This is a genomic window from Bradyrhizobium sp. HKCCYLS3070 (assembly GCF_051167575.1).
In the GTDB taxonomy this organism is placed as follows: domain Bacteria; phylum Pseudomonadota; class Alphaproteobacteria; order Rhizobiales; family Xanthobacteraceae; genus Bradyrhizobium.
The window spans coordinates 18,058-38,878 of the sequence record NZ_JBNPTI010000013.1 but is presented as its reverse complement, the minus strand read 5'-3'; the positions used below and the strand labels follow the sequence as shown (position 1 = coordinate 38,878).

General features: G+C 65.8%; 17 protein-coding genes. 9 read left to right on the top strand and 8 right to left on the bottom strand.

The features are described 5' to 3' along the window. Window positions 1–10: 10 nt before the first annotated feature. Window positions 11–811 (bottom strand): ABC transporter ATP-binding protein, encoded by an 801-nt coding sequence (locus ACQR03_RS28280; protein ID WP_434842052.1) that lies wholly within the window; start codon window positions 809–811, stop codon window positions 11–13. A gap of 25 nt (window positions 812–836) precedes the next feature. Next, complete coding sequence (locus tag ACQR03_RS28275) at window positions 837–1,838, bottom strand: ABC transporter substrate-binding protein (protein WP_315752323.1); 1,002 nt, start codon at window positions 1,836–1,838, stop codon at window positions 837–839. A 122-nt stretch (window positions 1,839–1,960) separates the two neighbouring features. Between ACQR03_RS28275 and ACQR03_RS28270 the strand changes: the two genes are divergently transcribed. The 6 genes from ACQR03_RS28270 to ACQR03_RS28245 all read left to right on the top strand — a co-directional run bounded on the left by ACQR03_RS28270 (window position 1,961) and on the right by ACQR03_RS28245 (window position 10,583). Next, entirely contained in the window at window positions 1,961–2,791 is an 831-nt protein-coding gene (locus ACQR03_RS28270) for a creatininase family protein (RefSeq protein WP_434842051.1), read from the top strand. Between the two features lie 146 nt (window positions 2,792–2,937). After that, window positions 2,938–3,219, top strand: a complete 282-nt coding sequence (locus tag ACQR03_RS28265; RefSeq protein ID WP_315752260.1) for a hypothetical protein — start codon at window positions 2,938–2,940, stop codon at window positions 3,217–3,219. Between the two features lie 341 nt (window positions 3,220–3,560). Further along, window positions 3,561–5,546, top strand: coding sequence for a carbohydrate porin (locus tag ACQR03_RS28260; protein ID WP_434842050.1), 1,986 nt, complete (start codon window positions 3,561–3,563; stop codon window positions 5,544–5,546). A gap of 257 nt (window positions 5,547–5,803) precedes the next feature. Continuing rightward, entirely contained in the window at window positions 5,804–7,114 is a 1,311-nt protein-coding gene (locus tag ACQR03_RS28255) for a hemolysin family protein (protein WP_315715295.1), read from the top strand. 418 nt (window positions 7,115–7,532) lie between these two features. Further along, entirely contained in the window at window positions 7,533–9,266 is a 1,734-nt protein-coding gene (locus ACQR03_RS28250; RefSeq protein WP_434842049.1) for an ABC transporter permease, read from the top strand. Between the two features lie 15 nt (window positions 9,267–9,281). Further along, window positions 9,282–10,583, top strand: coding sequence for an ABC transporter ATP-binding protein (locus ACQR03_RS28245; RefSeq protein ID WP_315752264.1), 1,302 nt, complete (start codon window positions 9,282–9,284; stop codon window positions 10,581–10,583). Window positions 10,584–10,594: 11 nt separating this feature from the next. Here ACQR03_RS28245 and ACQR03_RS28240 read toward each other — a convergent pair whose 3' ends face one another. From ACQR03_RS28240 to ACQR03_RS28215, 6 genes are all read right to left on the bottom strand, one after another. Continuing rightward, the gene (locus ACQR03_RS28240; RefSeq protein WP_316203037.1) at window positions 10,595–10,912 is read right to left on the bottom strand and encodes a cupredoxin domain-containing protein; all 318 of its coding nucleotides are present in this window, start codon (window positions 10,910–10,912) and stop codon (window positions 10,595–10,597) included. Between the two features lie 9 nt (window positions 10,913–10,921). Further along, window positions 10,922–11,443: a DUF4142 domain-containing protein gene (locus tag ACQR03_RS28235; RefSeq protein ID WP_316203038.1), complete on the bottom strand. Its 522-nt coding sequence runs from the start codon at window positions 11,441–11,443 to the stop codon at window positions 10,922–10,924. Window positions 11,444–11,539: 96 nt separating this feature from the next. Beyond that, window positions 11,540–12,226 carry an RNA polymerase sigma factor gene (locus ACQR03_RS28230; protein WP_315752266.1) on the bottom strand — a complete coding sequence of 229 codons (687 nt, stop codon included), beginning with the start codon at window positions 12,224–12,226 and terminating at the stop codon, window positions 11,540–11,542. An 81-nt stretch (window positions 12,227–12,307) separates the two neighbouring features. Then, window positions 12,308–13,933: an FMN-binding glutamate synthase family protein gene (locus ACQR03_RS28225; RefSeq protein WP_434842048.1), complete on the bottom strand. Its 1,626-nt coding sequence runs from the start codon at window positions 13,931–13,933 to the stop codon at window positions 12,308–12,310. 216 nt (window positions 13,934–14,149) lie between these two features. Beyond that, a complete protein-coding gene (locus tag ACQR03_RS28220) occupies window positions 14,150–15,715 on the bottom strand; it encodes an acyl-CoA synthetase (RefSeq protein WP_434842047.1) in 1,566 nt (521 codons plus the stop codon). 210 nt (window positions 15,716–15,925) lie between these two features. Then, a complete protein-coding gene (locus ACQR03_RS28215; RefSeq protein WP_434842046.1) occupies window positions 15,926–16,699 on the bottom strand; it encodes a ferredoxin--NADP reductase in 774 nt (257 codons plus the stop codon). Between the two features lie 288 nt (window positions 16,700–16,987). Between ACQR03_RS28215 and ACQR03_RS28210 the strand changes: the two genes are divergently transcribed. The 3 genes from ACQR03_RS28210 (at window position 16,988) to ACQR03_RS28200 (ending at window position 20,803) form a co-directional block, all read left to right on the top strand. After that, window positions 16,988–17,941 (top strand): ATP-grasp domain-containing protein, encoded by a 954-nt coding sequence (locus tag ACQR03_RS28210; protein ID WP_434842045.1) that lies wholly within the window; start codon window positions 16,988–16,990, stop codon window positions 17,939–17,941. 112 nt (window positions 17,942–18,053) lie between these two features. Further along, window positions 18,054–19,193: an FAD-dependent monooxygenase gene (locus ACQR03_RS28205; protein ID WP_434842044.1), complete on the top strand. Its 1,140-nt coding sequence runs from the start codon at window positions 18,054–18,056 to the stop codon at window positions 19,191–19,193. Next, a complete protein-coding gene (locus ACQR03_RS28200; protein ID WP_434842043.1) occupies window positions 19,190–20,803 on the top strand; it encodes a benzoate-CoA ligase family protein in 1,614 nt (537 codons plus the stop codon). Before ACQR03_RS28205 ends, ACQR03_RS28200 begins: the two co-directional genes overlap by 4 nt. Window positions 20,804–20,821 lie beyond the last annotated feature (18 nt).

The following is a 20,821-nucleotide window of genomic DNA, read 5'->3' as shown; positions in this document are numbered from 1 at the left end:
GAGGCACCGCTCACAGCGCATGCACTCCGGTGTAGGCCGGCGCCAACGCGTCGGAGACGCGACGGCAGTATGCGGCGTAGTCCGGCGAGGCCCGGAACGCATCATCGCGCGAGTCGACGTCGATCCGGATTTCGGCACTGAGCCGGCCGGGCCGCGCCGTCATCACCAGCACGCGCTGCGACAGGTAGACCGACTCGAACACCGAATGGGTGACGAACAGGACGGTCATGTTCAGGCTGCGCCACAGCGCCAGCAGGTCGTTGTTGAGGCGAAAGCGCGTGATCTCGTCGAGGGCCGCGAACGGCTCGTCCATCAGCAGGATGTCGGGCCGCGTCACCAGCGCCCGCGCCAGCGAGGCGCGCATCTTCATGCCGCCGGACAATTCGCGCGGGAAAGCATCGGCAAAATCCGACAGGCCGACCTGCGCCAAGGCCGCATCGATCCGCGGCCGCGCCTCCATGGCCGGGACGTGCGCAAGCTTCAACGGCAATCCGACATTGTCGCGCACGCTCGTCCAGGGCATCAATGTCGGCTCCTGGAACACGAAGCCGATGCGATGGCCCGGATGCGTCTCGGACGCGGACGCCGCGACGTCGACCGCACCGCCGCTCGGGCGCGCGAGGCCTGCGATCAGCCGCAGCGCCGTCGACTTGCCGCAGCCGGAGGGGCCGAGCAGCGAGACGAACTCGCCTTTGGCGATGGTCAGATCGATCGGCCCCAGCGCGGCGACGCCGGACTCGTACACCTTGGTGACGCCGCGCAGGCTTACCGCGGTCGCGACGGCGCGCTCGGACGAAAGGGGGGAGCTCATTTGCTGAAAGTGCCGCTCAAGCGTCCTACTTCTTCGGCCGGAGATCGATGCCGACGCTCTTGTTGACGAAACGCAACGTGTAGGACTTGCGATAGTCGATCGTCGACTTGACCACGCCGGCCCGCACCATCTTGTCGAAGAAGCTGGCGATGCGCTCCTCCGTCATGGCGCCGATGCCCTTCTCCACGCTGTCGCCGGAATCGACGATGCCGTACTCCTTCATCTTGGCGACCGAATAGGCCAGCAGGTCGTCTGTCATCTCCGGGTTCATCTTCTTGATCAGCGCATTGCCCGCGGAATTGTCGCCGTAGATGTAGTTGTACCAGCCGATGATCGAGGCATCGACGAAACGCTGCACCAGGTCCGGCTTGCTCTCGATCAAGTCGCGGCGCGTCTCGATCAGGGTCGAATAGGTGTTGAAGCCGTTGTCTGCGAGCAGGATCACGCCGGGCTTGAAGCCGGCGGCGCGCTCGACCGCGAACGGCTCCGACGTGACATAGCCCTGCATTGCGCTCTGCGGCGTGGCGATGAAGGGCTGCGGATTGAACGTGTAGGGGCGGACGTTCTTCTCGGAGAAACCGTATTCCGATTTCAGCCATTGATAGTAGCTGGAGATGCCTTCCTTGGAGACGAACAGGGTGAGCGGCTTCAGCTCGTCGAGCTTGGTGATCCTGGACTCCGGGTGGGTCAGGAACACCTGCGGGTCCTTCTGGAACATCGCCGCGATCGACACCACCGGCACGTTGTTGGCGACCGCGTCGAACGACATCAGCGTGTTCGCGGCCATGAAGAACTCGATCTTGCCCGAGATCAGCAGCATGCGGTTGTTCTCGTTCGGACCGCCCGGCACGATCGTCACGTCCAGACCGTAGCGCTTGTAGGTGCCGTCGGCGACCGCCTGGAAGAAGCCGCCGTGCTCGGCCTCGGCAACCCAGTTGGTGCCGAACGAGACCTTGTCCAGGGTCTGGGCATGGGCCGCCGAAATCATCCCGCCCAAAGTCCCGCCGAGGACCAGCAATGCCGCCATTAACGTTCGCGGCAGAAGCGCCTGCGCCATGTCTGGTCTCCCCGGTTCTTTCTGGCTGAACATGTTAAGATCGTTCGGGTGATACCTACCCTGCCCCACGGACGAAGGAAACTGCCCGCGCGATGACCCTGCCGCCCCGCGACTGGACCGAGCTGCACTGGCCCGCTTTGGCAACGCCCGACGCGGGAACGCCCGAGAGCGCGCGCTGGATCGCAGTGCTGCCGCTCGCCGCCACCGAGCAGCACGGCCCGCACCTGCCTCTCGGCACCGACGTCTACATCGCCGAGGCCTATCTCGCCCAGGTGCGCGCGCTGCTGCCGCCGGCGCTGCCGGTGACGGTCCTGCCGGTGCAGCCAGTGGGGATCTCGACCGAGCATATCGACTATCCGGGCACGCTGACCATGCCGACCGAGGTCGCGCTGCGGAGCTGGCGTGCGCTCGGCGACAGCGTCGCGCGCGCCGGGATCAGGAAGCTCGTGATCGTCTCCAGCCATGGCGGCAACAGTGCCGCGATGACCCTGGTCGCACAGGATCTGCGCGCTGATCACCGCATGCTGGTGGTGACGACGTCGTGGTCGCGCTTCGGTGCGCCCGACGGCCTGTTCTCGCCCGATGAGCTGCGGCACGGCATTCACGGCGGCGCCGTCGAGACCTCGATCATGCTGGCCCGCCATCCCACGCTGGTGCGCAGCGATGCCATCGCCGCTTTTCCCTCGCGGGGCGCTGAGATGGAAACGACCTACAAGGTGCTCTCGACGCAGCGGCCGGCGCCGATGGCCTGGCAGACGCAGGACCTGAATGCGGGCGGCGCGGTCGGCGATGCCACGCAGGCGTCGGCGGAGAAGGGCGAGCGCGTGCTCGACCACGGCGCGCGGGCGTTCTGTGCGCTGCTGGAGGACGTCGATAACTTCGACGTGAATACGCTTCGCCGCGGCCCCCTGCCGGGCGGCTGAGCCAAAGATAACACTCTGGATCTTCTGATGAATCTTCGAACGGCGTCGATCGCGATCAGGCGGTTCGAACCGGTTTCGAAAAGGCTCCGTCCAATTTGGCAAGCGGCCGACGCCGGCTGCCGCAACAACAAACAGGAGCCTTCACCATGTCGATCAAGACCAAGATTGCCGCCCTCGCGCTGACCGCTCTCGCCGTGACCGGCAGCATCGCCGCAACGTCGACGCCTGCCGCGGCCAACGGCTTCCATCATCACCATTGGGGCTGGGGCGTCGGTGCCGGCCTCGTCGGCGCCGCCGTCGTCGGCAGCGCCATCGCCGCCAGCAACGACGGCTACTACTATGGCGGTGGCTATCGGTACTGCCGCTGGGTGCCGCAGTACAACGTCTACGGCCAGTATGTCGGCCGCGTCAGGGCCTGCGGCTATTGATGCTGGGCTTTCGTCGCGCCCCGCCCAGCCGCGGCCACGGCTCGCCTCGCCAAATTCGCCAAGGCCGGGCGTCTACCTGCCCCGATCTGCGATCTCGACAGCCCGGCCGCCCGGGCGGGCTGATTGTTGCATGGACGCCACACCCTCGATCAGAAACCAGGTGAGATCGCCCGACGCTTGCTGTTGCGAATTAATCGCAATATAAATCATCCCTAAATTGCCGCGCGTCATCCACACTTCCGATCGAACATCGACGACTCCGTAATCTTCTCGTGACTGTGCGCGGGCAATCAGTTGTGACGTTGCCTGTGTCGTTTGCCTTGCCTTGGGAATCCGCCGCCATGATCCGTTCGAACTGCACCCGGGAAATGATCGCGGCCGGCGCCATGATCGCCGCGCTCGCTGCCCCCGCCGCTGCCGCCGACCTGCCGGTCAAGGCCCGGATGACGCAGACGGTGTTCGACTGGACCGGCGTCTATGTCGGCGTCCATGCCGGCTATACACGTGACCACGGCCGGGCGACCCTGACCGACCCGAGCGGCACGGTCAGCACCGGCAGCCCGTTCAGCGGTCTCACTGGCGGCGTGCAGGCCGGCTACAACTGGGTCAGCCGCTCCGGGCTGTTGCTCGGGCTCGAGGGCGATTTCAGCTTTCCGAACTATCTCACCTCCAACCACACCGTCGCGATGCTCGGCACGCCCATCTCGAACGTCTCGGAGCTGTGGGACTATGTCGCCACCGCCCGCGGCCGCGTCGGCTACGTCAAGGGCGACTGGCTGGTCTACGCCACCGGCGGCCTCGCCTGGACCGGCGGCCGCTTCATCAACACCAATGCGGCCGGCGACACCGAGAAGCTGCTGACGACGCGGCTCGGCTGGGCCGCCGGCGCCGGCATCGAGCGCAGCTTTGCGCCGCATTGGAGCTGGCGCCTCGAATATCTCTACAGCCATTTCGAGAACGGCGGCGTCCGCTTCTCCAACGGTGCCAGCTACAATTCGCAACTCGACTTCCAGACCTTGCGGGTCGGGCTCAACCGGAAGCTCGACTTCGCCAGCGGTCCTGACCTGAAGCTCAAGAGCGATCCGTCCGATCCCGAATCCGACCGCTGGGAGATCCACGGCCAGGCGACCGTGATCGGCCAGGGCTATCCGGCGTTCCGCGCCGCCTACACCGGCGCCAACAGCCTGACACCCGCGCGCCAATTCCAGGAGACCTGGAGCAACAGCCTGTACATCAACGCGCGGCTGTGGGACGGCGGCGAGGTCTACTACAATCCCGAGCTGCTGCAGGGCTTCGGCCTCAGCAACACCGTCGGACTCGGCGGCTTCCCCAATGGCGAAGCGCAGAAGTCCGACTTCCCCTATCCGCACTACAACACCTCGCGGCTGTTCCTGCGCCAGACCTTCGGCTTCGGCGGCGAGCAGGAGCAGCTCGGCAGCGGCCAGCTGCAGCTCTCCGGCAAGCAGGACATCTCGCGTCTCACGATTCAGATCGGCAAATTTCCGGTGCTCGACGTGTTCGACGGCAACGCCTACGCCAAGGATGCGCGCAAGGACTTCATGAACTGGTCGATCTGGGCGCCCGGCGCCTTCGACTACGCCGCCGACAAGCTCGGCCTGACCTATGGCGCCACCGCCGAGCTGAACCAGAAGAACTGGGCGCTGCGCGCCGGCTATTTCCTGGTCGACGCCACCTCGAACTCCAACAATTTCGACACGAACGTGTTCAGGCGCGGCAGCTATGTCGTCGAGCTGGAGACGCGCTATCAGCTGTTCTCGCAGCCGGGCCACCTGCGCACCATCGGCTTCTTCAACAACACCTTCTCCGGCAGCTACCGCGAGACGCTGGACAATCCCGCGCTCAATGCCGACATCACCCAGACCCGCCGCGGCCGCCCCAAATACGGCTACGTTGTCTCTTTCGACCAGGCGCTGTCGGACGAGCTCGGCCTTTTCGGCCGCTGGAGCTGGAACGACGGCAAGACCGAGATCATGGCCTTCACCGACATCGACAACAGCCTGTCGTTCGGCACCTCGATCAAGGGCACGCGCTGGGGCCGTCCCGATGATACGATCGGCCTCGCCGGCGTGACCAACGGGCTGTCGCGCGACCACCGCGCCTTCCTCGCCGCCGGTGGCCTCGGCCCGCTGATCGGCGATGGTGCGCTGAACTATCGGCGCGAGAACATCATCGAGGCCTACTACGCCTACTCGATCAACAAATACCTGACCTTCACGGCGGACTACCAGTTCGTCAGCAACCCCGCCTACAACGCCGACCGCGGCCCGGTGTCGATCTTCTCCGGGCGGTTGCACGGGGATTTCTGAGGGCGACAGGCTGCGCCGCCGTCGAGGCCTGCAGTCGAGCGCCGATGAGAGCCGCAACGCGCGCCACAAATGGGTGTCGTCCCGGCTCAAGGCCGGGACGACAGCGGAGGATGATGCGCCCGTCGGTGCGCCAAGCTGACCTGCCGCCAGGGTGCAGTCCCCCATGCGCTTACCGCAATGCGGCATTGGGCGCTTGCCGTCCCCATATGCTAGGACCTGTCTCCATTCCCCGCCCCTTCGGGCGCTCACAGGTCGAAATGCTCTCAGTCGAACTCGCCATCATCGTCGTCCTCATCGTCGTCAACGGGCTGTTGTCGATGTCCGAACTCGCGATCGTCTCGTCGCGGCCGGCCCGGCTGGCCATGCTGGCCGAGAAAGGCGTGTCCGGCGCGCGGCGGGCGCTGACGCTGGCGTCCGACCCGGGGCGATTCCTGTCGACGGTGCAGATCGGCATCACCCTGGTCGGCGTGCTCTCCGGCGCGTTCTCCGGCGCCACGCTCGGCCAGCGTCTGACGCAATCGCTGCTGGAGCTCGGCCTGTCGGCTTCCGTCGCCGACATCGTCGGCGTCGGCCTGGTCGTCACCATCATCACCTATGCCACGCTGATCGTCGGCGAGCTGGTGCCGAAGCAACTCGCGCTGCGTGATCCCGAGGCGATTGCCGTCCGCGTCGCGCCGGCCATGCAGGTACTCGCCAAGGTCTCGCTGCCGCTGGTCGTGCTGCTCGACCTTTCCGGCAAGCTGATCCTGACGCTGCTCGGCCGTTCCGGCGAGGCCGAGGAGAAAGTCTCGGAGGCCGAGATCCATCATCTGGTGCGCGAGGCCGAGACTGCCGGCGTGCTAGAGCCGGGCGAGAAGGAGATGATCGCGGGCGTGATGCGGCTCGGCGACCGCCCGGTCGGCGCCATCATGACGCCGCGCCCCGAGGTCGACGTCGTCGACCTCAACGACGATCCCAAGACCATTCGCGAGCTGCTCGCCAAGAGCCCGCATTCGCGCCTGCCGGTGTCGGACGGCGAGCGCGACCGTCCGATCGGCGTGCTCCAGGCCAAGGACCTGCTGGCGGCCTATCTGCGCGACGAGACGCCGGACCTGCGCAGTCTGGTGCGCGAGGTGCCGATCATTCCCTCCACCGTCGATGCGCGCGACGTGATCGCGATTCTCAAGGTGGCGCCCGTGCATATGGGGCTGGTCCACGACGAATACGGCGCGTTCGAAGGCGTCGTGACCGCGGCGGATATCCTGGAGTCGATCGTCGGCGCGTTCTCCTCGGAGGAAGGTCCGCCGGAGCCCGCCTGCGTCCGCCGCGACGACGGCTCGCTGCTGGTCTCCGGCTGGATGCCGCTCGACGAGTTCGCCGACGTCCTCGCCATCGAGGTGCCGCCACATCGCGGCTATCACACCGTCGCCGGCCTGGTGCTGCAGCACTTCGGCAGCGTGCCCGAGGTCGGCCAGAGCTTCGAGCTGCAAGGGTGGCGCTTCGAGATCATCGATCTCGACGGCCGCCGCATCGACAAGATCCTGGCGACCAGGCTCGCCCCGGAGGGCGGCGAGCCGAATGTGGGGTAGTTGAGCCCGTGCTGTCGCCGCAACGACAGTGCGCCCCGCCCCCGCCGGCGGCGGAGGGCCGGGGTGGGGCGCACACGAGCCGTCCCGCCGGAGCATTCTCCCACCCGCACCGCATCTGCCATGCGATGCGACCTCCCTCGCACGCGGCCGAGGCGCAGATCGAGCGAGCGGCGCGCGATCAGGCATACCCCGGACAGCCGATGTCGCGGGAACGTGAAGACGCGGCCTGCGTATCCTTTGATAGGCCGGGCCAAGAGGCCGGATCCCCGGCCGCCACTTGAAATCAAATCATCACACAGCGCACCTAGGGTGCGGATTCGGCCGGCCGCCCTGCCGGCGCGAGCCAGCCCCAGCGCCACGACGAGGACACGTCCGCAGCCATGACCGAGGGCTGCGGACGACGAGACGAGACACGCGGATGATGCTTCAGGACCTCCGGACCACCGTTCTGCGCGACGCCGTGCGCCCCAATGTCTGGGACGTCGTTGCGCTGATCATCGTGGTCGGGACGATGGTCCTGATCGTCTATGGCGGCGAGCAGACCACGCTGCCGCTGTCGGCCCTGGACACGGCGCCGGTCTCGCTCGATCCGTCCAACCTGCCGCTCTACGCGCTGCGCACCACCTTGCGCATGCTGCTCGCAATCGTGTGCTCGCTCGTCTTCACGTTCGTCTATGCGGCGCTCGCGGCCAAGAGCCGGCGCGCCGAGATCGTGCTGATCCCGCTGCTCGACATCCTGCAATCGGTGCCGATCCTCGGCTTCCTGACGTTCACCGTCGTGTTCTTCATGAACCTGTTCCCGGGCAAGGTGCTCGGCGCCGAGCTCGCCTGCGTGTTCGCGATCTTCACCAGCCAGGCCTGGAACATGACCTTCAGCATGTACCAGTCGATGCGCAACGTGCCGAAGGATCTGGAGGAGGCGACGCGCAGCTTCCACCTCTCCGGCTGGCAGCGCTTCTGGCGGCTCGACGTCCCCTATGCGATGCCCGGCCTGATCTGGAATGCGATGATGTCGATGTCCGGCGGCTGGTTCTTCGTCGTGGCCTCCGAGGCGATCACGGTCGGCAACACCACCGTCACCCTGCCCGGCATCGGCTCCTACGTCGCGCTGGCAATTCAGCAGAAGGATCTCGCCGCGATCGGCGCCGCGCTGCTGACCATGCTGCTGGTCATCACCGCCTACGATCAGCTGCTGTTCCGTCCGATCGTGGCCTGGGCCGACAAATTCCGCTTCGAGCAGACCGCCTCGGGCAATCCGCCGAGCTCGTGGATGCTCGACCTGTTCCGGCGCACCCGTGCGCTGCGCTCGCTGTCCGTCCCGTTCGCCGCGGTCAATCGCGCCGTCTCGAACCTGCGGATCAACTGGCCTAAAACCTGGAGCGGCCCGGTGCGGCACGCGCCACCGTCGCAGCTCGTCGACGGCCTCTGGCTCGCCGTCGTCGTTCTCGGTTGCGCCTATGCCGGCTGGAAGACGTACCTCTACCTCTCGGCCACGCTGGCGCCCGCCGATGTCCTCTCCGCCATCGGCTATGGCCTGATCACGCTGATCCGCGTGGTGGTGCTGATCGGGCTGGCGTCGCTGATCTGGGTCCCCGTCGGCGTCTGGATCGGGCTGCGGCCCAAGCTCGCTGAGCGCATCCAGCCGCTGGCGCAGTTCCTCGCCGCCTTCCCGGCCAACCTCGCCTTCCCGGTGTTCGTCGTGCTGATCGTGCGCTTTCGCCTCGACGCCAATGTCTGGCTGAGCCCGCTGATGATCCTGGGCACGCAATGGTACATCCTATTCAACGTCATCGCCGGTGCCAGCGCCTTCCCGACCGACCTGCGCGAGGCGGCCGCGAGCCTGCACCTGACCGGCTGGCGCTGGTGGTTCAAGGTCGTGCTGCCCGGAATCTTCCCCTATTACATCACCGGCGCCATCACCGCCTCGGGCGGCTCATGGAACGCGGCGATCGTCGCCGAGGTCGCGAGCTGGGGCGACACGCATCTGACGGCGTCGGGGCTCGGCGCCTACATCGCCGCGGCGACGGAGCGCGGCGACTTTCCGCGCGTGGTACTCGGCATTGCCGTGATGTGCATCCTCGTCACTCTGTTCAACCGGCTGCTGTGGCGGCCGCTGTATGCCTTCGGCGAGCGCCGGCTGCGGCTCGGCTGACCGGGAGAGATCATCATGCGCGACCAGGTCAAGGACACATCGCTGATCGAGATCAAGAGCGTCAGCCGGCTCTTCCCAAAGGGCAGCGGCGAGGATCTCGTCGTGCTGGAGAAGGTCGACCTCACGATCCGAGCCGGCGAAATCGTCGGCCTGCTCGGACGCTCCGGCTCGGGCAAGTCGACCCTGCTGCGGATCATCGCCGGCCTGGTGTCGCCATCCTCAGGCGAAGCACGATGCCGCGGCGAGATCATCGCCGGCCCCCCTGTTGGCGTCGCCATGGTGTTCCAGTCGTTCGCGCTGTTTCCCTGGCTCACCGTGCTGCAAAACGTCGAACTCGGCCTGGAGGCGCTCGGTGTCGACAGTGCCGAGCGGCGCAAACGCGCGCTGGCCGCGATCGACCTGATAGGTCTCGACGGTTTCGAATCGGCTTTTCCGAAGGAGCTGTCCGGCGGCATGCGCCAGCGCGTCGGCTTTGCCCGCGCGCTCGTCGTGCATCCTGACCTCCTGCTGATGGACGAGCCATTCTCCGCGCTCGACGTGCTCACCGCCGAGACGCTGCGCACCGACCTCGTCGATCTCTGGACCGACGGCCGGCTGCCGATCAAGTCGGTGCTGATGGTGACGCATAACATCGAGGAAGCGGTGCTGATGTGCGACCGCGTCCTGGTGTTCTCGTCCAATCCCGGCCGCGTCGCCGCCGAGTTCAGGATCGACCTGCCGCATCCGCGCAACCGGCTCGATCCCGCGTTCCGCCAGCTCGTCGACAGTCTCTATGCCCGCATGACGCAGCGGCCCGAGCCGAAGCTGCCGAGCACCGCCAGCGCCGGCGTGGGCATGGTGCTCAACCACGTGTCGTCGAACTCGATCTCCGGCCTGATCGAGACGCTAGCCGGCGAACCCTATAATGGGCATGCCGACCTGCCGGTGCTGGCGGGCCATCTGCAGCTCGAGGTCGACGAGATCTTTCCGCTGGCCGAAGCGCTTCAGCTCTTGCGCTTCGCCCAGCTCAGTGAAGGCGACCTGACCTTGACCGAGGACGGACGGCGGTTCGCCCATCAGGAGACCGACGAGCGCAAGAAGCTGTTCGCGAAGCATTTGATGGAGAACGTGCCGCTGATGGGGTTGATCCGCCGCGTGCTCGACGACCGCCCCTCGCACGCCGCTCCGGCTGCGCGCTTCCGCATCGAGCTCGAGGACTACATGTCCGAGCACTACGCCGACGAGACCTTGCACACCATCGTGTCATGGGGCCGCTATGCCGAGCTGTTCGCCTATGACGAGCAGTCCGAGACCTTCAGCCTGGAGAACCCGCATTGAGGCCAACGGCGTCACGGCGCGATGGTCAGTGTCGCCTTCATGTTGGGATGAAAGCGGCAGTAGTAGTCGACCGTGCCCGCCTTCTTGAGGACCGAGCTCACCGTCTTGCTCGGCGGCAAAGTGACATCGAAGGCGCCATCCCGCGCCGTGGCCGTATGAGCCAGCGCATCCTTGTTGACCCATTCGACGGTATCGCCGACCTTGGCCGAAGCCGCGGCCGGCGAGAATTCGAGCTTGTCCACCAAGATCCGGATCGTGGCAGCGCGCGCCGGAACGCTCATGGCGGCGAGCACAACCACACTCACGAGAGTGATGCGTCCTAACAGCATCGGATCGTCCTACTTCAGATCCGCCGCGACATGCTCGGCGTGCTGCTCGTGGCCCTGGAAGAGCTTCAAGCCGGTCTGCAGCAACTCCTTCAGCTCGGCGTTGGTTGCGGACGGAATGAGCTGCGTCTCCAGCGCGCCGTTCACCGTCTTGTGGTAGGCGACCTCGTTGGCGATATAGGCCTTGTCGAATGCCGCGCCCTTGAGCTTGCTGAGCTCGTCGAGCTTCTCGCTCGCCTGCTTCGACAGCGCGCGGCTGGTGTCGTTGTCTTCCGGCGTCACTTTCAGCTTCTTGACCAGGGCGAGCGCCTGCTTGTTGACCGCCTCGTGGTCCCGCACCATGCCTTGCGCGAACTCCTTGACCTGCTTGCTGCCGGACTTGTCCAAGGCCTGCTTCGCCGCCTTGATGTCGATTTCGCCGGCGGTGTAGGCGATATGCGCGATCTGCGGATCGCTGAGCTTGGCGCCCTGCGACAGGGCGACGCTGCTCGTGAGGCAGAGCGCGAGGGCGATCGTACCGATATGCTTGAACATGGTTCTCATCTCCTGTGCCGCCGGACCTCGTGGCCGGCGGGTGAATGACTGCACAGGGATTGGATGAAAAGCGGGAGCCGACGTTCCCGAGAATCTTCAGGTCGGACGTCGAAGACGATCGAGCACGGCCTCGGTCAGCCGCTCGCAACGCGGGCCGGCGAAGGGAAACGCGTCCAGAAGGACGGGACCGATCTCTTTTTCGACGTTCTCGCGCAGCATGCCGCGGGCGCGATGCAGGCGCGTCTTCACGGTCTCGGGCTTCAATCCGAGCAAGTCCGCCGTCTCGTCGATGCTCATCTCCTCGATCACGCGGGCGATGAACACCAGGCGAAACGGCTCGGACAGGTCATCGATCGCCCGCTCGACGACGGCCTGGATCTGGCGCTGTGCCACCGACTTCTCCGGATCGCTCGACGTGGCGGGAAATTGGATCACCTCGGCCCGAGGCTTGTTCTCTCGCTCTGCATCCAGTTGCAGTGCCGGTCGCCGCCCGCGCAGCCGCCCCATCGCCTCGTTCATCGCGATGCGAACCAGCCACGTCGACAGGCTGGACTGGCCGCGAAACGCGTCCAGGTGGGTGAGTGCGCGGACATAGGTTTCCTGCACGACGTCCTCCGCCTCGCTGTCGTTGCGCAGGATGCCGCGGGCGATCCGGAACAGGCGGCGGTTGTTGGCCTGCAGGATGGCCCGAATGGCCGCCTCGTCGCGGGCCTTCGCCCGTCGGATCAGGTCATCCTCGCCGCTCGTCGCCGCGGAGACTGTGGTCGCTGTGGTCCAAGGCATTGTCGATCATCCAAGCTGAGTACACGTGGCTTAGATGGAATTGGAGCCGGAAGGTTCCCAAGAACGATCTCGCAAGGCGTTTCACTGCACCGCCGCAAACGTATCGGCTCGCGCCATCGCCCAGGCGTCGCGGAAGCGGACGTCCTGGGTGCCCTCGAGCAGTTCGCCCGGCCGCAGCGATGGATACAGCTTGGCAAAGGAGGAGACATCGGTGGTCGACGTCCGCTGTGAGAAGTGGATGGGCCGCAGATCCTGCGGATGCTCGAGGCCGGCTGCGGCGAGCAGTTCGGCCAGCGCATGCAGGGTCGCGTGATGATAGTTGTAGACGCGATCGATCTTGTGCGGAACGACCAGCGCGCGGGCGCGCGTCGGATCCTGCGTCGCGACGCCCGTCGGACAGCGGTCGGTGTGGCAGCTCAGCGACTGGATGCAGCCGAGCGCGAACATGAAGCCGCGCGCCGAGTTGCACCAGTCGGCGCCGATCGACATCGCGCGCGCCATGTCGAAGGCGGTGGCGATCTTGCCGGAGGCGCCGATCTTGATACGATCGCGGACGTTCAGCCCGACCAGCGCATTGTGCACGAAATTGACGCCCTCGCGCATCGGCATGCCGAGGTGGTCCATGAACTCCAGCGGCGCCGCGCCGGTGCCGCCCTCATTGCCGTCGACCACGATGAAGTCGGGATAGATGCCGGTCTCCAGCATCGCCTTGCAGATCGCAAGGAACTCCCAGGGATGGCCAATGCACAGCTTGAAGCCGGCCGGCTTGCCGCCCGACAGCCGCCGCATCTCGCCGATGAACTGCATCATCCCGATTGGCGTCGAGAACGCGCGGTGCGCCGCCGGCGAGATGCAGTCCTCGCCCATCGCGACGCCGCGGATCTTGGAGATCTCCTCGGACACCTTCGCCGCCGGCAGCACGCCGCCATGGCCGGGCTTGGCGCCCTGGCTGATCTTGAGCTCGACCATCTTGATCTGCTCGGCGGCTGCGACCCGCGCGAACGCGTCGGGGTCGAACGTGCCGTCATGGCGGCGGCAGCCGAAATAGCCGGATCCGATCTCCCATATGATGTCGCCGCCCATCTCGGCATGGTACGGGCTGAAGCCGCCCTCGCCGGTGTCGTGCGCGAAGCCGCCGCGCTTGGCGCCACCATTGAGTGCGCGCACCGCATTCGGGCTCAGGGCGCCAAAGCTCATCGCCGAGATGTTGAACACCGAGGCGGAATAGGGTTTTGCGCAGTCGGGGCCGCCGATGGTGATGCGGTATTTTTCCTCCGCACGCGGCTTGGGCGACATCGAATGGTGCATCCATTCATAGCCCTCGCGGTAGACGTCTTCCTGGGTGCCGAACGGGCGCTTGTCGAGCACCATCTTGGCGCGCTGATAGACCACCGCACGGGTGTCGCGCGAGAACGGCATGCCGTCCTTCTCGCTCTCGAAGAAATACTGCCGCATCTCAGGCCGCATCTCCTCGAGCAGGAAACGCAGGTGTGCCGCGATCGGGTAGTTGCGCAGCACCGCGTGGCTCTTCTGCATGAGGTCGCGCACGCCGAGCAGGGTGAGCGCGCCGAAGATCAACAGCGGGATCAGGACGAGATCGAAGATCTTGCGGTCGTAGATGCCGAGGATCAGCAGCAAAGCGGTCGCCGTGGCGCAGATCGTCAGGACGATGAAGCGCGGCGAAAACGGGAGCAGCAGCGTATCCATGGAAGGCCTCGGGGCGGCGCGTGGGAGGTCTGGTGTCACCATACTACGCGTATCGCGAAGCAATCGTTACACAAGCGCGCGCAATCGGCCATCGATCATATCACAACGTCGATAGCCGCCTTCTATCGACTGCCGCGCTGCGGGATCGAGCCGCAGCGCCGGGCCGGCCTCCGGGACTCCCGGCGCCGCTACGCGTTGCTCGACGACGGCAGCCGCTTACCCCTGCGCAAACAGCCCCGAATGCGTCTCGCGCAACTGCCGCTTCAGCAGCTTGCCACTGGGGTTCTTGGGCAGCGCATCGACGAACACGATCCGCTTCGGCGTCTTGAACGAGGCCAGCCTGGCCGAAGCCTGCTCAAGCACGGCCTCCTCGGTCAGCTCACAGCCGGACTTGACCACGACCATCGCCACAACGGCCTCGACCCAGCGCGGATGCGGCAGGCCGACGACGGCGACCTCCGACACTTCCGGGATCAGATAGAGCGCCTCCTCGACCTCGCGGCTGGCGACGTTCTCACCGCCGGTCTTGATCATGTCCTTCTTGCGATCGACGATGGTGATGTAGCCCTCGTCGTCGATGGTCGCGAGATCGCCGGAGTGAAACCAGTCGCCCTGGAAGGCGGCGGCGGTACGCTCGTCGTCATGGAAGTAGCCGAGCATCAGATGTGGCGAGCGGTGCACGACCTCGCCGACCTCGCCTGGTGCTACATCATTCATGTCGTCATCGACGACCCGGGTCTCGACGTTGAGCACGGCGCGGCCGCAAGAGCCCGGCTTGCGCAGTTGATCCTCGGGTCCGAGCATCGTCGCCAGCGGAGCGATCTCCGTCTGGCCGTAGAGATTCCACAGCCGCACCTTGGGCAGCCGCTGCGCCAGCTCGCGCAGCACCTCGACCGGCATGATCGAGGCGCCGTAATAGCCCTTGCGCAAAGTGGATACGTCGGTGGTCTCGAACAGCGGCGAGCGCAGGATCGAGATCCAGACGGTGGGCGGCGCGAAGAACGATGTGATCCGATATTTCGCGATCAGCGGCAGCAGATTGTCGGGCGTCGGAAACGCCGTGATGATGTTGGTCGCGCCGACATAGATCGAAGGGCCGAAGAACACGTCGAGCTGCGCGCAATGATACAGCGGCAGCGCGTGCAGGGTGACGTCATCGGCGGCGATGCCAGCATCGACGATACAGCTCACATACTGCCAAATGACGGCGTCATGGGTGAGCATGGCGCCCTTCGGCAGCGACTCCGTACCAGAGGTGTAGACGATCTGCGCGACGTCGCTTCCGGCGATCTCGACGGCAGGCATCGTCGCCGTCGACGCCGCGAGCTCCGCAAAGTCGATCATGTCGCTTTGCCGCTCGCTCGGACCTTCCGACGGCAGCCAGATCATCTGCTCGACCGCCGGCACCAGCGTCTTGGCGGCGCGGGCCACGCCGGCAAAGCCGCTGTCGGTCGCCAGCAGCCGCGCGCCGGCATGCTTGAGGATGTAGGCAACCTCCTCGGGCTTGAGCATGAAGTTGATCGGCACCAGCACGGCGCCGAGCCGCGCCAGCGCGAAGCGCAAGGCCGCGAAGGCATGCGAATTGCGGGCGAGGATGGCCACGCGCTCGCCCTTGCCGACACCGCGGATGGCGAGGCCGGCCGCGAGGCGGTCGACGATGGCATTGAACTCGGCGTAGGTCCAGCTGACCTCGCCGCAGATCACGGCCGTCTTTCCCGGCGTGCGCGCCGCGCTCCGCCGCAGGAGGTCACCGAGCGTCTGTCTGCGAACGGTGGAATCCATGGCCGTACCCCTTATTGTATCGGGGATGGCCGCCGCTCAGGCAATCCAAGTCCCCTCCCTGTGTCGCGCCGGACGTCTGCAGGTCCGGTCTTGCTGCCGAAAATCGCACAGCCGCTTCGAAACGCGCAAGGAGGATATTGCCAACGAAAAGAGCGCCCCGATTGCGTCGAGGCGCTCTTTCAGAAAAGTCGGAGACGAAGGGGCGATGGCTCAGCGCTCGACGAAGGCCTTCTCGATCACGAAATGGCCCGGCTCGTTGCCGCTGCCTTCGAGGAAGCCGCGCGACTCGAACATGGTCTTGAGCTCCTCCAGCATCGCCGGGCTGCCGCACATCATGATACGGTCCTTGGCGATATCGAGCTCATGCTGGCCGATATCGTTGAACAGCTGCTGCGACGAGATCAGGTCGGTGATGCGGCCACGGTTGCGGAACGGCTCGCGTGTGACGGTCGGATAATACTGCAGCTTGCCGTCGAGCAGTTCTCCGAACAACTCGTCCTCGCGCAGCTTCGCGACGACGCTCTCGCCATAGGCGAGCTCGGCGACCTGGCGGCAGCCGTGGACCAGCACGATGCTCTCGAACCGCTCGTAGACGTCGGGGTCCTTGATCAGGCTGACGAACGGGGCGAGGCCGGTGCCGGTCGACAGCAGCAGCAGCCGGCTGCCGGGCAGCAAATTGTCGGGGATCAGCGTGCCGGTCGCCTTGCGGCCGACCAGGATGGTGTCGCCTTCCTTGATCTTCTGCAGCCGGGAGGTCAGCGGACCGTCCTGCACCTTGATGCTGAAGAACTCGAGTTCCTCCTCATGATTGGCGCTGGCCATGCTGTAGGCGCGCAGCAGCGGGCGGCCCTCGACCTCAAGGCCGATCATCGCGAACTGACCATTCTGGAAGCGGAAGCCCGCATCGCGGGTGGCTCGGAAGGAGAACAGGGTGTCCGTCCAGTGGTGAACGGAAAGAACTTTCTCTTTATAGAACGCGCTCATGTCGTTTGTTTTTTCACGTGGGCTGAAGTTGGAAGAAACAAGTCGTGACGGAGGCAGGACCGCAAAACCCCTATAGATCCAGCGATTTCGGCGCCTGATGTACGTGAAAACAGCGAATAATCAACCCGCATGGACGCACCATTGATCACGATCAAATGCATGCCGGCTGATGTCCGGATTCGCCTCGATCGGCTGTTCGTTCGTACACAAACGATATGGGTAATTTACTTGCCGATATTCCGATTTTCCAGCACTTTAATTCCGCATCCCTGGCCCAATCCTTGAGCAATGATTAACCATCCGCAGGCCCAGCTCGCCGCCATCACCCGCTACTGCGCTGAACGAGGCATCGCGCTCGACGTGCGGGAGGACGGCTGGCTGCTGGTGCTCGAGGACGCCACCCGGCGTCACCTGATCTTCGGCTATGATCTCGGCCTGAACAGTGCGGTGGCGCACAGACTGGCCTGCGACAAGGCGGCGACCTCGGCGCTGCTGAGAGCCGACGGGATTGCCGCGGTTCCACACGCATTCTTTCTGGCGCCGGCCCTTGGCGGCCAGCCCGGGCGGACGGCCGAGGCCGCGCTGGCGCTGCTCGAAACGCATCCGCGCGGGCTGGTGGTCAAGCCCAACGAGGGTACCTCGGGACGGTCGGTGGTCCGCGTCGCGGGAAAGGATGACCTGCTGCGCGCAGTGAACAGCATCTTCGAGACCGGCGCGAATGTCGCGATCGCGCCGCTCATGGACATCGTCGACGAAGTCCGTGTCGTGCAGCTCGATGACGCGTCCCTGATCGTCTACCGCAAGCAGCGGCCCATCGTGACCGGCGACGGCGTGCAGCCGCTGCTCGCCCTCGCGCTGGCGGCCACTCCGGCCACGGGGCACGCCCAGCTCCTGCGGCGCCTCGATGCGGAATTTGACGCGTCGGCCTTGCGCGCCGTCGTGCCGCGCGGCGCACAGCGCCTGCTGAGCTGGCGGCACAATCTCGAATTCGGAGCTCAGCCCGTGCTGCTCGAACCAGGCGCGCAGCGGGACCTCTGTGCCGCACTCGCCACCGCGGCGGCGCGCGTCATCGGCATCCGCTACGCATCGGTCGACCTCGTGCTGGCCGATGGACGCTGGCAGGTGCTCGAGATCAATTCGGGCGTGAAGATGGAGGCGCTCGGCCAGCATGCGCCGGAGCTGGTCGAAAGCACATATTTCGCCGCGCTCGACGCGATCTTCGGCAGAGGCCGGTCGGGATGACTTGCGGCCGCCGGCCCGATTTCCAGCAATAAGATTTCCCTGGCCTCGATCGAGATGAGGGATTATTCTCCGATCCAAAATAAACAGTATACTGTCAATGTGGAGGACGCCCTTGCGCATCGCCGTGCTCGGCGGCGGCCCTGGCGGGCTGTATTTCGCCTATCTCTGGAAGAAGCGGCACCCCGCCGCCGTGGTCGATCTGTTCGAGCAGAATCCGGCCGGGGCGACCTGGGGCTTTGGCGTCGTGTTCTCCGATCAGGCGCTCGAATTCCTGCGCGCCGACGATCCCGACACCGTGGACGCGATCGCGCCGCACATGGAGAGCTGGCGCAACATCACGCTCAATCTGCGCGGCGAGACTGTCGAGATCGACGGCGTCGGCTTTTCCGCGATCGGCCGGCTCGAGCTGTTGAAGCTGCTGCAGGCCCGCGCCGAGAGCGTGGGCGTCGTCGCCCGCTACGGCACGACCATCCAGTCGCTGGACCAGCTCGCAGGCTACGACCTCATCGTCGCTGCCGACGGGCTGAACTCGCTGGTTCGCCGCAGCTTCGAAGGCGATTTCGGCTTCTCCGTCTCCTACTCCAGCAACAAGTTCGCATGGTACGGCACGTCGAAGACCTTTGCCACGCTGTCGCAGACCTTCGTCGCGACCGACCGCGGCAGCTTCAACGCGCACCATTATCGCTATTCGCCGGACATGAGCACGTTCCTGGTGGAATGCGATCGCGCCGCGTGGCACGCCCATGGCTTCGCCGAGATGTCGGTCGATGAATCCCGGCGCGTCTGCGAGCAGGTGTTCGCCGCCACGCTCGACGGTCACGCGCTGGTCTCCAACCGATCGGTATGGCGCAATTTCCCTTGGGTCTGGAATGAGCACTGGTGGCACCGGAACATGGTGCTGATCGGCGACGCGCTGCATACGGCGCACTTCTCGATCGGCTCCGGGACGCGGCTGGCGATCGAGGATGCGATCGCGCTCGCCAAGGCGCTCGATGCCGAGACCAGCCTCTCGGACGGCCTCGCCCGCTATCAGGCCGAGCGCCAGCCGATCGTGAAGAAGCTGGTGACGGCGGCCCGGACCAGCAGCGACTGGTATGAGTCCTTCCCGGCTCACATGACGCTCGGCCTGTTGGATTTTGCCTACAGCTACATCACCCGGTCCGGGCGCATCGACGAGACCAGGCTGCGCGCGATGGCTCCGCGGTTCATGGCCCGCTACGAGGCATCTCGGAACACGGGAGCACGCGCATGACGAGAGAGATCGCCGACCAGGTTCCGCGCGACAGCGCCGGCGCGCGCGAGATCGGCTTCGCAATTCCCGCCCGCTACAATGCCAGCCGCGTGCTGTTCGACAACCTCGCCAAGGGCAACGCCAACAAGACTGCGCTGATCGGTCCGGCCGGCCAGCGCAGCTATGCCGAGCTGTGTGCCGACGCCTGCCGTTGGGGCAACGGCTTCACCGCGCTCGGGCTCAGCCGCGGCGACCGGGTCCTGCTGTTCCTCGACGATACACCGGCCTATCCGGCCGCGTTCTTCGGCGCAGTGCGCGCCGGCTTCGTGCCGCTGCTGATCAACACATTGACGCCGCCGGATCTGCTGCAATTCTATCTCGCTGATTCCGGCGCCAAGATCGCGGTCGCCGACGCCGAGTTTGCCGCACGGTTCGACGCACAGGCCTGCGCCGAGACCGCGCTGCGCACACTGGTCGTCGTCAATGGCGAGGCGCCGGCCACCGCCGTCGCAACGACGGTCGCGGTCGATGCGTGGCTGCCCAACTTCACCGATCAGTTGGCGGAGGCCGACACCCACCGCGACGAGATGGCATTCTGGATGTATTCGTCCGGCTCGACCGGACGCCCCAAGGGCATCGTCCATCTGCAGCACGACATGGCCTATAGCGAGCAGGCGTTCGCCCGCAACGTGCTGCGGCTCAAGCCGGACGACATCTGCTTCTCGGTGCCCAAGATCTTCTTCGCCTACGGCTTCGGCAATGCGATCACCTTTCCATTCTCGGCCGGAGCGACGACGCTGCTGCTGCCCGGCCAGCCGAAACCCGCCGCCATCTTCGATGCGATCGGCCGCTTCCGACCGACCGTGTTCTTCGGCCTGCCGACGCTCTACACCGCGCTCACCAAGGCCGAGCGTGCGAAGCAGGCCGACGTCTCGTCACTGCGGCTCGCGGTTTCCGCGGCCGAGGTGCTCTCGGCCGAGGTCTTCAACGGCTGGAAGAGCCTGACCGGCTTGGAGATCGTCGAAGGTCTCGGCTCGACCGAGGTTCTCCACGTCTATCTCTCGAACCGCGAGGACCGCAAGAAGCTCGGCGCCGCCGGACTGCGCGTTCCCGGCTACGAGATCGCGCTGCGCGACGGCGAAGGACGCGAGGTCGCCACCGGCGAAGAGGGCATTCTCTGGGTACGCGGCGACTCCAACACGCCGCTCTACTGGAACCGTCCGGACAAGACCGCGGAGACGATCCGCGATGGCGGCTGGATCTACACCGGCGATCGTTTCGTGCGCGATGCCGACGGCTTCCATTTCTTTCGCGGCCGCGCCGACGACCTGGTCAAGATCTCCGGCCAATGGGTCTATCCGCTCGAGGTCGAGCTCTGCCTCGCCGAGCATCCCGATATCAGAGAATGCGCCGTGTTTGCGCACGAGCTGCCGGATCGTCGCATGAGCCTGAAGGCCGTGGTGGTCACCAACGGCGGATCCCCCGACCAAATCCCGACCGTCAAGGCGCTGCAGGACTACGTGAAGGCGAAACTGCTGCCCTACAAATATCCGCGCGAGATCGTCTTCATCGACGAATTGCCGAAGACGGGCACCGGCAAGATCGATCGTCAGGCGGTGATGCGGCTGTGAGCCTACGCCTTGCGCCCG